Raw genomic sequence first — 12,744 nt, 5'->3', positions numbered from 1 at the left:
ACGCTTGGAACGCGCAAGGGTCGAGGCAGAAAACTGAAAGTCGGGTATGACGCGTTTGCACGCGGCACGGTTGACGGTATGGATAGGCGTCAAACGACTGGTATGCCAAAATGGGAGACATACGAATGATCGACTGCGCCGACCCGGCCACCCTGGGCTTCAACCCCGAGCGGCTCGCGCGCATCGGTGCCTTCCTCGAAGACAGCTACGTCAAGCCGGGCCGCCTGCCGAATACGCAGCTGCTCGTCGCGCGCGACGGCACTCCGGTCTACCACGCCAAGGCGGGGACGCTGACGCAGGAGGGCGCGGAGCTGGTGGACGACGCGCTCTTTCGCATCGCCTCGATGACCAAGCCGGTTACCTCGATCGCCTTCATGCAGTTGGTCGAGCAGGGCAAGGTGGCGCTCGATGACCCGATTGCTCGCGTGTTGCCGGAACTTGCGGAGATGCGCGTTTTCGCCGGCGGGGGCGGCGGCATGCCGTTCTTTCCGGGCAGGGCCGCGCCGCCAATCCGCTTCGTCGACCTGATGACGCACATGAGCGGGCTGACCTACGGGTTGCAGAACCGCACCAACGTCGATGCCGCCTACCGCGAAGGCAAGCTCGACTTGTCGCGCTCGCACTCGCCGGAGGAATATCTCGAAGCTCTGGCCAAGATCCCGTTGCAGCACGCGCCGGGCGAGCGCTGGACCTATTCGGTCGCCACCGACGTGCTGGGCGTCGCGGTCGAACGCCTCAGCGGCCAGCGGCTGGGCGACTATTTCCGCGAACACATCTTCGCCCCGCTAGGCATGGACGACACCGGTTTCGACCTGGACGACAGCGCGCGCGGCCGCCTCGCCGACAGCTACGCCTTCGTGCCCGGCAGCAAGCCCATGCGGATAGAGCGCGGGGCGGATAGCGTGCATTTCACCCCCGCTGCCTTTCACGGCGGCGGGGGCGGACTGGTGGGGACGCTGGCCGACTATCACCGCTTCTGCGCCATGCTGATCGGGCGTGGACGCTTGGGCGATGCGCGAATCGTCTCGCCCAAGACGTTGGCGCTGATGACCGCCAACCACCTGCCCGGCGGCGCGGACTTGGCGCAGACGAGCGACGCGCTGTTCTCCGAAGCGAGCAATGCCGGCACCGGCTTCGGCCTGGGCTTCGCGGTCGTCATCGACCCGGCGCGCACGCTGATGCCGGCGAGCCGCGGCGAGTTCTACTGGGGCGGCGCCTACTCCACTGCCTTCTTCATCGACCCGGTCGAGGGCGTGTCGATGGTCTTCATGACCCAGCTCTACCCGTCCAGCGCCTACCCCATCCGTCGCCAGCTAAAGACCATGATCTATGCCGCGCTGGAAGAGAGCCGTGGCTGAAGCTGGTGCCAATTGGGCACACGAGGATACCCAATGTTCAAATTGCTTGCACGAGGCCGCGCGAACGGTATGACAGGCAACAAGGCAGGGAGATTGCCGCACAAGGGGCGCAAGGCAGCGCGCAAGACGCTGACCGCTCCGACGCACCGCGCGCGGCGCAGGGCATACTCTCGGCAGGAATAACCGTTAGCTGGGAGAGAGCTATGAAGTCGGTGTTGCACAATACGATCGCTCGCGGTGCGCTGGCATGCGCCCTTGTCTGCACCCCCTCGCTCGCCGCGGCGCAGCAGGCGCCCGTGGGCCAGGACAGCCTGGCCGAAGGCGGCGACGTGAATGGCGAGGCGCAGGAGCCCGCCTCTCCCGAGGACGATCCCTACACCATCATCGTCACCGCGCAGGGCCGCCAGCAGTCGCTGGCCGACGTGCCGATCGCGGTTTCGGCCGTTTCCGGTGAGGCCCTGCAGCAGTCCGGCACCAACGACATCCGCGACCTCAATCAGGTCGTTCCCTCGCTGCTGGTGTCCTCGACCGGCAATGAGGCCAACGGCTCGGCGCGTATCCGCGGCATCGGCACGGTGGGCGACAATCCGGGCCTGGAAAGCTCGGTCGCGGTCTTCGTCGACGGCGTCTATCGCTCGCGCTCGGGCAACGCGCTCTCCGAACTCGGCCCGATCGATCGGGTAGAGATCCTGCGCGGGCCGCAGGGCACGCTCGGCGGTCGCAACTCGTCGGCCGGCCTCATCAACATCTACACCGCGCCGCCGGAATTCGACTTCAGCGGCTACGGCGCCTTTACCTACGGCAATTACGACGCGATCCGCGTGGAGGGCGGCGTCAACGTGCCTTTCGGCGACACCGTGGCGGCGCGCGTGGACGGCGTCTATTTCCAGCGCGACGGCTTCTACAACGACCTCGTCAACGGCACCGATGTCAACAATCGCGATCGCTTCCTGGTCCGCGCGCAGGCCTTGTTCGAGCCGACGCCCGACATCAGCTTCCGCCTTGTCGGCGACTATTCGAAGAAGGAGGAGGCGTGCTGCGCGGCAACCTTCGTGCAGGCCGACTTCGCGCCGCTCTCGCGCGTCAGCCCGGGCCTCGATTCCTTCCGCCGACCGCTGCCCGGCTCGCCTTCGCTGACCAGCAATGCGAATCCGATTATCCCGATCCTGCGCGCGCTCGGCCAGAACCCCGACGGCCTGACGCAGAGCACCTTCGACCGCGACATCTATCCCACCGCGGGCCGCTCCTACGAGGGCGAGACCGAGGACTACGGCATTTCGGGTGAGCTCAACTGGGACTTCGGCAACGTCACCCTGACCTCGATCACCGGCTACCGGGAGTACGGCAACTTCCAGGGTTCGGACACCGACTACACCACGGTCGACCTTCTCTACCGCGCCCCCAACGAATTCGGCCTCGCCCGCTACTTCGAGACCTTCACCCAGGAAATCCGCTTCAACGGCACGCTGTTCAATGACCGGCTCGACTGGCTGGTGGGCGGCTACTACGCCAACGAGGACCTCCGGGTGCAGGATAACCTGCGCTTCGGCACCCAATACGGAACCTTTGCCAACTGCCGCATCGCCCTCGCCATCAATCCGGCGCTCGCCAATCCGGCGGCCAGCGACTGCTTCGGCGCCAACATCAATGCACTACGCTTTGCCAACGGCGGCGCGGGTGCCTTCGGTCCGGCCACACCGCTGATTATCGGTGCCATCGGCAACCTGGCGCAGGTGCGCGACCGCGGCAGCACGGGCGACGTGTACAACCAGCAGAGCGAGAACTTCGCGCTGTTCACGCACAACATCGTCCACCTGACCGATCAGCTCGATCTGACGCTGGGCCTGCGCTACACCACCGAGACCAAGGATCTCGACGCCACCTTCGGCAACGACAACGTGTTCTGTCCGCGCAACAGGGCGCTGCTCTCGCCGCTGCTCGGCAATGCCGCGCTGGCGGGTCTCGCGGGCGGCCTGCTGGCGCTTTCGTGCCAGGGCAACTCGACCTCGGAGCTCGACGGCGTCAGCCTGTCGGATACCCGCGACGAGGACGAGTTCACCGGTACCGCGGTGCTCAGCTACCAGCCCAACCCGGACCTGCTGTTCTACGCCAGCTATTCGCGCGGCTACAAGGCGGGCGGCTTCAACCTCGACCGCTCGGCGCTGGCCAATCCAGTGCTCTTCAACGTCAACGCGCTCAACCCCGCCGCGCTGCAGTTCGAGGAAGAGACGGTCGATGCCTTCGAGATCGGTGCCAAGTATTCCACCCGGCCCTTCTCGGTCAGCGTGGCGGCGTTCCGGCAGGAGTTCGAGAATTTCCAGCTCAACACCTTCAACGGCTCGGTCTTCCTGGTGCAGAATATCAATTCCTGCGGCACCGACCTAAACGGTGCGGACAGGGATGCGAGCGCAACGACCGGATCGTGCAGTCCCGACGACGTGCGGCCCGGCGTGATCGCGCAGGGCATCGAGCTGGAAACCACGATCTCGCCCATCCGCGACATCGTCGCGACCGTCGGCCTGACCTATGCCGACACCAAGTACGAGGACAACCTGATCGGCAACGACAGCGGTGCCCCGCTCGATCCGGCGCTGCGCCTGCTGCCGGGCGACAACCTCTCGAACGCGCCGGAACTGACCTACACCGCCTCGTTCAGCTGGACCCCGCCGCTCGGCAATTCCGGCCTGTCGGGTCTGTTCTTCGTCAACACCCGCGTGACGGACAGCTACAACACCGGTTCGGACCTGCTCTACGGCAAGGAACAGGACGCATACATCCTGGTAAACGGGCGCGTCGGACTGGTCGGACCGGACGATGCCTGGTCGATCGAGGCATGGGCGGCCAATCTGTTCGATGTCGACTACACCCAGGTCGCTTTCAACACGCCGTTCGTGGCGCCGCAGCAGACGTTCTCGACCTTCCTGGCCGAGCCGCGAACCTACGGCCTGACCGTGCGCGGCCGCTTCTGATACGTCCACGGGAGGGGACGCGAAGGGTCGGGGCCGATGCCCCGGCCCTTTTCGCGTGTGACGCATGACCGCGCGCGAACCGATCGCCTTTCCCGCCCTGCTCGCCCTGGAGCGAGTGGACGAGAAAACGTTCACCGGCATGCCCGGACCCGGCATCGGCCCGCGCATGTTCGGCGGTCACGCGCTGGCGCAGGCGCTGATGGCGGCGGGCCTGAGCTTGCCTGAGGACCGCCATCCGCATTCGCTGCACGTCAATTTCCTCGCACCCGGCGGGGCGGACGCGGCGACGCTCTACCGTGTCGCAACCTTGCGCGAAGGGCGCAGCTTCAGCACCCTGCGCATCGATGCCTTGCAGGGCGAGCGCACCGTGCTGACCATGACCGTCTCCGCACAGGTGGCGGAAGAAGGGTTCGCCCATGCCGCGCAAATGCCGCAGGTGGCCGATCTCGCCGCCGCCCGCCGCGCGCTGGAGGACTGGCAGCGCGCGCAGGCCGATTTCGAGACGCTGCCGATCATCGGCCGCCTCACCGCGCGCCCCGTCGACGTTGTGCCCATCGATGTCGCCGCGACCTTCGGCGACACCCCGCGCCCGCCGCGTTCTGCCTGCTGGATGCGCGTGCGCAAGCCTGAAGGGATGACCATCGCCATGCAGCGCTCCGCCATGGCCTACGCCTCGGACATGCTGTTCCTCAGGAACGCGCTGCTGCCCCACGGCGTGCGGCCGGGCGAGCCGGGCATCCAGATCGCCAGCCTCGACCATGCCATGTGGTTTCACGAGGAGCCCGACTTCGGTCGGTGGCACCTCTACGCCGGAGAGAGCCCTTGGGCGGGCCACGCCCGCGGCCTGAGCCGCGGTCACTTTTTCGCCGCAGACGGCGCGCTGGTGGCGAGCGTCGCGCAGGAAAATCTCATGCGAGTGACCGACGGGCGGCTGGCGAGGGCAGGGGGCGTTGTTTTCGAAAACCCGTGAAAGTCTGACAGGCGTCAGCCTTCTAGTCGATAGGCCTGCGCATTCGAAGGCATATCGTTTTCAAACTCCGCCATAAAACATTATCGGCTGCTACTGGCTCCGATCGCGGTTGCGCTCCCTTCCGTTATTCCGATCACGCCTACGATCCCGGTCTCGTTCTCCACGCTTGCGCCGGTTACCGCGCTGAAACTGCGGGGCCACCGCGTCGATCTCGGTCATCCAAGCCTCGATGCGTGCGCGCATTGCGCTGGCACGTTGGGGTTCCCGCTGGGCAAGGTTGGTGGTTTCGTATGGGTCGGCGGCGAGGTTGAATAGTTCGTCCGCCTCTTGCGGGTCGAAGCGGCGGATGAACTTCCAGTCGCCGTCGCGCAAGGCGAGACCGGCGGTGTCGCCCGTCTGACTTGGGCGCGGGCGCGAGCTGTACCAGTAGACCGGCCGCTGCGGGGCAAAGGCCTCGCCGCGCATGGCCGGAACATAGCTGAGCGAATCCACGCCCCCGGCAAAGCGGCCCGCCCCGGCCAACTCGAGGAAGTATTGTAGATCCTTGCAGCAAAATGCCGTCGCGAAGAAAAATTACATTTCATCAAGCTGAAATGATCGGCCGCAGGTCGAAATATACGCGATCGGTATCGAAGCCGCGTGCGCCGGGAGTTGCGATGAATGTTCGGCTCCGAAATCGGGGGCCTTGAGTTCGACTCAGCACGGCTTCACCGGAGCCGTCGAGCACCACCATGTCCGCGTCTGCGGAGATCACCGTCCCTGTGAGTGTACCGGGGGCATAGCGGACGACCAAGGAATACCCGCCTGGCGCATTGCAGTATTCGCGGAAAGAACCGAGCGATACGGATTGGCCGCCGGTGCCGATGCTGCCTGTACCCCGGTACTGCACCTCGCAATAGACCGGGACAACCGCGCGAAGCGAAAAGGATGCGTCCGTTCCAGCAGCCGGAACCGACGAGAGCGCTAAGGCCATGATACAGATTGCCGCTGCCACACGCATAATTGTCACCCCACACATCGCTTCGATTGCGAGGGGAGTGGATAGCGGCGAAAGTTTGGCGTTTGGTTAAGTCGGTCCTAGCGTGCCGTGACCGAGATCGAAATGAGGTCCGAATAGGTTCCTGCTCGCCTGCGTGAGACATCGCCTATGTAAAACTGGATCGGGAGAGCGGCACGATACATTCCGGTTTCTACCGGGCCTGAGACACGGTCCATTCCCGACAGATTCACGCGGCTGCCGCCAATGGTCAGCGAGTAGGGAACCGTCCATTCCGTACCGGCTAGGCGAAGGTTGCCGGCGTTGAGGGACGTTACATCAAGATCGTACCGACCCGTGCTGCTGACGCGCAGTTGCAGCGGAACAGGTGCAGGCCCTTCGCGCAGCTCCCCGAGGCTGACGAGTGCTTGCCCGTCGGAAATGCGATATGCACCGGCCAAGCCGATCCTGGCAGAGGGAAGGACCTCTAGCCCCAGGACGATACGCGCACCGCCGAGCACGCGCATTGCCTGATCCTGTGCCTCGAGCGTCACATCCTGCGTAAAGGTCCCAGAACCGCTCACTTCATCGGGCGACGCGACGAGGCGATAGGTGATCGTGCGCTGTTCGTTGGCCGCCAAAACGAGCGTGCGCTGCTCGGAAGAGTTACGCACCGTTCTTCCGGTTCGCGGGGTGACGTCCTGCGAATCGGAAAGGTTGATAAGGGCATAGCCGATCGGGCGGCCCATTCCCGAAGAGAGCCCGAAGGGAGGCCGACCCAGTTCGAACGTCGGCGTGAACCGGCACTCGGCAGAACCATCGTTGACGAAGGTGGCGCTGAATACTGCTTCGGGCGGAGCCGTTTCGTATGCATCGTAACCACTGATAATCCAAGCCGTCGGCGTCGCGTTTATCCGGAGTTGGCAATTGGCAAGAGGGGATGTCTGCGCTCCGCCGGACGCAGATCCTGATGGCACGCCCTGAGCGCTTGCGGGGGCCGACATTAACGAGCAAACCAGCGCAAGAGCGGATGCGACAGGGAAAGGGGCAAGACGCACGATCAAGAATCCTTTTATCTGGCCACGCCTGCAACCACGGTGCCGAGGTCGACAAGCCCATCATTATCTGCGGGAACGGTAAACTCGAAACTGCGCTCCGTGGTCCCGTTGTTGCCGTAGGTTTCAACGAGATAACGACGCCCCGGTAGTAGCGAGGAAATCGCGAAACGCCCGACCGTATTCGTGAAGAAGGGCATGGGCTGCGGGTTTTCGCCATCACGCAGATCGAGGAGAGTTGTTCGCCCCCCAGCAAGGGAAACCGGGCTCCCGCCCCTTACAAGAGTTCCGGTCGCGCTGATAAAGGCTTCCGTGCCCACACGCACTGCATAGCCGCTGCGGTAGGGGGGCCTTACCCGAACCACGCCGGGCCCGATGTCATATCCAGTTGGGGGATTCTCGACATCATACTGCACCGATTGCGTGACGTAGGAAGCGAGAAAATTGTTAACCGCGGCGCCGAGCCCTCCACTTTTGCCGAGGTAGTTGTTCTGTGCCAGCGAAGCGCCCGCGACGACCGAGCGGTCTCCTAGGGTCTCGTGCGGGTACACGAGAGCGAAACTGTCATTGATCCGCCGCCCCATGCCGACGACACCATCGGCAAAGGCGATGGTCGTTCCTACCCGGACAGATGTGGCCTGCAATTGATCGATCGACGACAGGGATGGGCCGAATGCCGCGTGACTGACCGATGCGTCGAACCGATTGCCTGCGTAGCTGGCGAAACCCTGCGCTTGTACAGAATCTTCGCGATGCGTGAGAACACCGCCGAAGCCGACGCTGTTGAGTTCGTTGAGACCGCTCTGGGTGTAAGACAGTTCTGCAAGATTATCGCGCGATTCGTATCGAGCTTCGGCGCGGCGGCGGTAATCGGGCTGGAAAACAAGGCCGATATTGGCACTGAACCCGCTGCCAATGGCAAATTCGCGGGGGAAGCCAGCGTAATCGACACCGGCTCGCACGGTCCAGCGTTCGTTGATGCGGTAAAAAGCCGTGGCGCCTATACGATATGTATCGCCGGTTTCTTCTCGGCCTTTCAGATACGACCCGCTGACCGTCGCAAGGAGGCTCTGGCTGAATTGCCGGGTATACTGCCCCGTCACGGAGAGAGCGGTAAGGTTGAACCCCTCAGGATTGGAGAGATTGGCAAAATCGGGAGATACGTAGTCGGCCCTGAGCGAAAAATTGTCCGCAAGACCTCCGCGATCGAAAAACTGGTCATAGGCAATACCCGCGGCATACCCCGCGCCGGCCAGGTTCGAGCGACTTGCGCCGGCATCCAGCAGCAACCGTGCGCCGTTCGGCAGGACAAACTGGGTCTGGCCTGTGAGACTTTGAACCTTCGCGCTCGCCTGAACGCCTATCCCGATGGCGGGTCGACCGAAAAATGCCTTTCGGAAGAACCCCGTGAAAGCCAGAGGACCGCGGTAGTCCGGAGCTCGGCCGAGTTGCCGGCTCGTCGCGCCCAGATAAGCCCCGTATTCGTAATCGCCCGGATCTAGGTCGATCGGATCGAGATATTGCGAATAGGACAAGTCCTGCACAGCACCGGTAATATCCTGCACCTCGACCCGAACATCGTTGCTGCCAGCAAGGAGTGGTAGCGAGCTGTAATCGTAGCGTCCGGGTTGCAGGCGCAATTCCCGATACAGGCTGCCGTTGCGAAAAAATCTGACCGTCGCTTGTCGCTGCAGGACCAGTTGTCGGTTGCCCTGTAGCACGGCGGCACGGAACGTGTTGAAACGGCGCTGCTGGCGCGCGACACCGATGCCGCCCATCTGCACGAAAGACTGCTGTCCGCGCACCTCGGGGTCGAGATCGCCCAGGAACCAGCGGCGGTAATCCTCAGGTTGGTCGTAAACGAAGCGGGCATAGTTGCGCGCAAATCGGTAGGTCGTATCCGTCAGCCCGAACTCCTCGCCGAGAGATGCGTCCCCCTCGAACACGACCCGTCCGAAACGAACGGCACCATCGATGTTGATCGTCGGGCGTTGTTGATCGTCCGCACCCCAAACGTAGGTTTGCGAGGCGTTGAGATTGAGATACGCAGACAGCGCGGCGGGCGCGAGATTCACGTCGTTCAGGTCATCGCGCGGGGGCGCAAAAAGGTCCTCCACCGCACGCTGATCCGGCCTTACCTGAACGACCACGACCGCCAGTGAGGCAGGATCGTAGGTCAATGCGACCCCTGTTTCGGCCAGGTCCTCCGGCCCGAAGACCGCGAACGGGGCAAGGGTTGCCGAAAGCTCCGAATGCGCTTCGGCATTCAGGACTGTGCGCATCAGTCGAAGAAAAGCTGGCGAATCGAGCAGGAACCTGTCGTCCGCCGTCAGTCGCATTGGGATGTCGCCGAGCGAGCGGGAGAGAAAGGTAAGCGGCACCGTCATGTCGATGTCGCGCTCGTAAGGGTTGATGTCCGGGCGCCCGTGCACGCCGATCGGCACTGCAGGTTGCAAAGCCTCTTCGGAAGGGGTCGTCCCGGGCAAGGGTACCACGATACCGCCGGGAGGTTGTGTCTGCTGCGTAGGGACTTCGCGGTCGGTAGTCGGCGCCGGATTTTGCTGCGGCAACGGCACGACGACCTGCGCCCCGGCGCCGGACGCGAGGATTACAGGCAGCGCTGCCGTTGACAGCAGCAGGCGCTTCACTGGAAGAAGGTGAGGCGGACGGGTTGATCCGAAAATCCGAGCACGGGAATTCGGAATGTACGCTGGCCCAGTGCGGGCACGTATCCCGTCCCGACCGCGCGGTTGAGCTCCTCGCTCGACACGTCGACACGCAGGGGCTGGCCTTCGGTGTCCGTTCCTTCGAAGCGCCAATTGAAACCGGACATCATGGCATGACGCCGACCTGTATTTGCCAAGGTGATTTCCAGACCCCGCACGCTCTGCGCAACTTCGGTTGAACCGGGAGGGCTATCGGGCGTGTAGGTCACCGGGCGGACAGACTGGGCACTGACGTTTGGGGTGGCCCCTGGGGGCGCGACAACGACAAGCGCACGCATGTTGTAAACCACTTGCACCTGCGCCGCGACGTTCTCGCTATCGGCTGGCGCAAAGGCAATCGGCAACTGGTTGACGGAGACATAGTAAGCCTGCGAGGCCGCGATGTCCGGCGCACCGGCCCATTGCAGCCGCACCACCTGGCGCGCGCCGGGCGATAGAACGCCTTGCGGCGGAAAAACGAGGAAATCCTCGTCGGCAGGCTCCTCGACGATATTGCCATCCGCATCCAGCGTCATGCGATAGATGCGCGTTTCGAACGCAAGGCTGCCCTGATTTATATTCTGGACTTCGATCCGAGCGACAGCGGCGCCGGATTGCGATTCCATTTCGACGACCATCGGGGAAACACGCATTGCAGAAGCCGGTGTGGGCCCCATGACCAGCGCGAGTGCTCCCAGCGTCGCTACGCCTCGGCGCCATAGTTTAACCAGCATCTGCAACCCCGTCCGTCGATTGTAAAATTAGATACCCGTCAGACGTGAAGAAAGGGGAAAGATCCCACTTTCCCCTTTCTCCAGTCAGTCGGCTTACAGCGCGCGCAGCGTGACCGTGGTGGTGCCGGTATAGGAACCGGCGACCAGGCCGCGATCGGTGATGGCGGGCGCGTTGAAGGCGATTTCCATGGCCGAACGCCAGGCACCCTGCTGCAGCGAGCCGGCATTGCCGGTGGTGGGCACGGTGAAGCTTTGCGGCGTGCCGGTGGTCACGGCGTTGAGGCCGACGCCGGTCCAGCTCGCGGTGACCGAGTAGGGGATGTTCGCCTGGAACTCGTCGGTGTCGTAGCCGCCCGGGTTGGCGTTCACCATGCCGCGGATGTCATTCTTGGCGACTTCGACGGCATTGTTCGTGTTGCAGCCCGCGGTCAGCGTCTGGACGGTGGCATTGGCCGGACCGGCCATCTCGAACGCGGCGTTCACGTTCTCGTTGTTGCCGGTGCGAACGCCGATGGTGCCGAAGTCGATCGTGCGCGCGGCGGCGGTGTTGCCGGCGTAGAACGAGCAGTCGCGGCTTACGGTGCCGGTCAGCGTGAAGGTGTTGGCGACGGTCGGCGTGGCCAATTCGGTGTCATCGGCGGCGATAGACGTAGCGGTGTAACGGGTGCCGATTTGGAGGAACGTGATGTCAGCATCGAGATGATCGGCAAGGTTCTGGCCGAAGTAGGTGTCGTTCGGGCCAGGGTTCGTCGCAGGTGCGTGATAAACGTTACCGCTGTAATGACGCTGGTTGGTCGTCTGATGGGTCTGCGCCTGTGCGCCGGTCGCGACGAGCGCGGCCGCAGCGGCAGCGATGTAAAGAGCAGTCTTCATGATGATTTTCCCTCCGTTGCAAGGCTCTCGTTGGAGCCCGAAAAATGCACCGAGCATTTACGACGCGGGTCGCGACGGTGCCACGCAACCAGCATTATCAAGAAAGGGTGAAAGGGAGAGGGCGAATTCGCCCTCTCCCTTGTGCCTCACAGCGCGCGCAGCGTGACCGTGGTGGTGCCGGTGTAGGTGCCGGCGACCAGGCCGCGGTCGGAGATTGCCGGCGCGTTGAAGTCGATGCGCATTGCCGAGCGCCAGGCACCTTGCTGCAGGGTGGCGGCATTGGCCTGCGGAGCGACATACACGGCCTGCTGCGTGCCGGTAGTCACGGCATTGAGGCCGACGCCGGTCCAGGTGGCATACACCGCGTAAGGGATGTTCGCCTGGAACTCGTCGGTATCGTAGCCGCCCGGATTGGCGTTCACCATGCCACGGATGTCGTCCTTGCTAAGTTCGACGGCGTTGTTGGTGTTGCAGCCCGCGGTCAGCGTCTGAACGGTAGCGGTGGCATTACCGGCCATCTCGAACGCGGCATTCACGTTCTCGTTGTTGCCGGTGCGAACGCCGATCGTACCGAAGTCGATCGTGCGCGCGGCAGCGGTGTTGCCGGCGTAGAACGAGCAGTCGCGGCTCACGGTGCCGGTCAGCGTGAAGGTATTGGCGACGGTCGGAGTGGCAGCTTCCGTGTCGTCGGCGGCAGTCGAGGTCAGCGTGATGCGGGTGCCGAGCGCGACGGTGGGGTTGTTACCCTCCGCCAGGACGGCATCGGCAGCAGCGCGATCGGCGCCGGGAGCAGCGTTATAGGTCGTCGGCGATCCGTTGATTGGCGCAACGCTGGCGTACTCGGCGACGTTGGTCGTCTGGTGCGTCTGGGCCTGGGCGCCGGTGGCGATCAGGGCGGCCGAGGCGGCAGCGAGGTAGAGTGCGGTCTTCATGATAACATTTCCTCTTCTGAATGGTCCGATGAACCTTGCGTTTGCACCGATGTTCGCAACCCAGATGCGCCGATGCCTCGCACCCTTTATTCTCTTCCAATCCGATCGAAAAAGGGCGGGTTGCCCCGCCCTTTCCGTTCGATCTTACAGCGCGCGCAGCGTGACCGTGGTG

10 protein-coding genes are annotated in these 12,744 nt (G+C 63.8%); 3 read left to right on the top strand and 7 right to left on the bottom strand.

The window, feature by feature from the left end; genetic code table 11:
* Positions 1 to 125: 125 nt before the first annotated feature.
* The 3 genes from AAW00_RS06440 (at position 126) to AAW00_RS06430 (ending at position 5,297) form a co-directional block, all read left to right on the top strand.
* The gene (locus AAW00_RS06440) at positions 126 to 1,358 is read left to right on the top strand and encodes a serine hydrolase domain-containing protein (protein ID WP_047003605.1); all 1,233 of its coding nucleotides are present in this window, start codon (positions 126 to 128) and stop codon (positions 1,356 to 1,358) included.
* A 203-nt stretch (positions 1,359 to 1,561) separates the two neighbouring features.
* Positions 1,562 to 4,327, top strand: coding sequence for a TonB-dependent receptor (locus AAW00_RS06435; RefSeq protein WP_082124967.1), 2,766 nt, complete (start codon positions 1,562 to 1,564; stop codon positions 4,325 to 4,327).
* A 64-nt stretch (positions 4,328 to 4,391) separates the two neighbouring features.
* Positions 4,392 to 5,297 carry an acyl-CoA thioesterase gene (locus AAW00_RS06430; RefSeq protein ID WP_047003604.1) on the top strand — a complete coding sequence of 302 codons (906 nt, stop codon included), beginning with the start codon at positions 4,392 to 4,394 and terminating at the stop codon, positions 5,295 to 5,297.
* A 90-nt stretch (positions 5,298 to 5,387) separates the two neighbouring features.
* Here AAW00_RS06430 and AAW00_RS06425 read toward each other — a convergent pair whose 3' ends face one another.
* From AAW00_RS06425 to AAW00_RS06400, 7 genes are all read right to left on the bottom strand, one after another.
* Entirely contained in the window at positions 5,388 to 5,789 is a 402-nt protein-coding gene (locus tag AAW00_RS06425) for an alkaline phosphatase family protein (protein WP_156169985.1), read from the bottom strand.
* A 91-nt stretch (positions 5,790 to 5,880) separates the two neighbouring features.
* On the bottom strand, positions 5,881 to 6,270 hold the full coding sequence (locus tag AAW00_RS14600) for a hypothetical protein (RefSeq protein WP_082125036.1): 390 nt from the start codon (positions 6,268 to 6,270) through the stop codon (positions 5,881 to 5,883).
* Between the two features lie 104 nt (positions 6,271 to 6,374).
* The gene (locus AAW00_RS15390; RefSeq protein WP_241461659.1) at positions 6,375 to 7,277 is read right to left on the bottom strand and encodes a hypothetical protein; all 903 of its coding nucleotides are present in this window, start codon (positions 7,275 to 7,277) and stop codon (positions 6,375 to 6,377) included.
* Between the two features lie 68 nt (positions 7,278 to 7,345).
* Positions 7,346 to 9,976: a fimbria/pilus outer membrane usher protein gene (locus AAW00_RS06415; protein WP_241461658.1), complete on the bottom strand. Its 2,631-nt coding sequence runs from the start codon at positions 9,974 to 9,976 to the stop codon at positions 7,346 to 7,348.
* Positions 9,973 to 10,767, bottom strand: coding sequence for a fimbrial biogenesis chaperone (locus tag AAW00_RS06410; protein WP_156169984.1), 795 nt, complete (start codon positions 10,765 to 10,767; stop codon positions 9,973 to 9,975). The genes AAW00_RS06415 and AAW00_RS06410 overlap by 4 nt, the downstream gene beginning before the upstream one ends.
* A gap of 93 nt (positions 10,768 to 10,860) precedes the next feature.
* A complete protein-coding gene (locus tag AAW00_RS06405; RefSeq protein WP_047003600.1) occupies positions 10,861 to 11,640 on the bottom strand; it encodes a hypothetical protein in 780 nt (259 codons plus the stop codon).
* 146 nt (positions 11,641 to 11,786) lie between these two features.
* Entirely contained in the window at positions 11,787 to 12,572 is a 786-nt protein-coding gene (locus tag AAW00_RS06400) for a hypothetical protein (RefSeq protein ID WP_047003599.1), read from the bottom strand.
* Positions 12,573 to 12,744 lie beyond the last annotated feature (172 nt).

The organism is Aurantiacibacter luteus, assembly GCF_001010945.1.
In the GTDB taxonomy this organism is placed as follows: Bacteria; Pseudomonadota; Alphaproteobacteria; order Sphingomonadales; family Sphingomonadaceae; genus Alteraurantiacibacter; species Alteraurantiacibacter luteus.
Note: the sequence above shows the minus strand (reverse complement) of the source record. Positions and strands in the feature narration are given on the sequence as shown.

Bases quoted from the DNA above. Each gene is read 5' to 3' on its own strand.
- AAW00_RS06440 (WP_047003605.1), top strand. From the start codon at position 126: ATGATCGACTGCGCCGACCCGGCCACCCTGGGCTTCAACCCCGAGCGG.
- AAW00_RS06435 (WP_082124967.1), top strand. From the start codon at position 1,562: ATGAAGTCGGTGTTGCACAATACGATCGCTCGCGGTGCGCTGGCATGC.
- AAW00_RS06430 (WP_047003604.1), top strand. From the start codon at position 4,392: ATGACCGCGCGCGAACCGATCGCCTTTCCCGCCCTGCTCGCCCTGGAG.
- AAW00_RS14600 (WP_082125036.1), bottom strand. From the start codon at position 6,270: ATGGCCTTAGCGCTCTCGTCGGTTCCGGCTGCTGGAACGGACGCATCC.
- AAW00_RS15390 (WP_241461659.1), bottom strand. From the start codon at position 7,277: ATGTCGGCCCCCGCAAGCGCTCAGGGCGTGCCATCAGGATCTGCGTCC.
- AAW00_RS06410 (WP_156169984.1), bottom strand. From the start codon at position 10,767: ATGCTGGTTAAACTATGGCGCCGAGGCGTAGCGACGCTGGGAGCACTC.
- AAW00_RS06405 (WP_047003600.1), bottom strand. From the start codon at position 11,640: ATGAAGACTGCTCTTTACATCGCTGCCGCTGCGGCCGCGCTCGTCGCG.
- AAW00_RS06400 (WP_047003599.1), bottom strand. From the start codon at position 12,572: ATGAAGACCGCACTCTACCTCGCTGCCGCCTCGGCCGCCCTGATCGCC.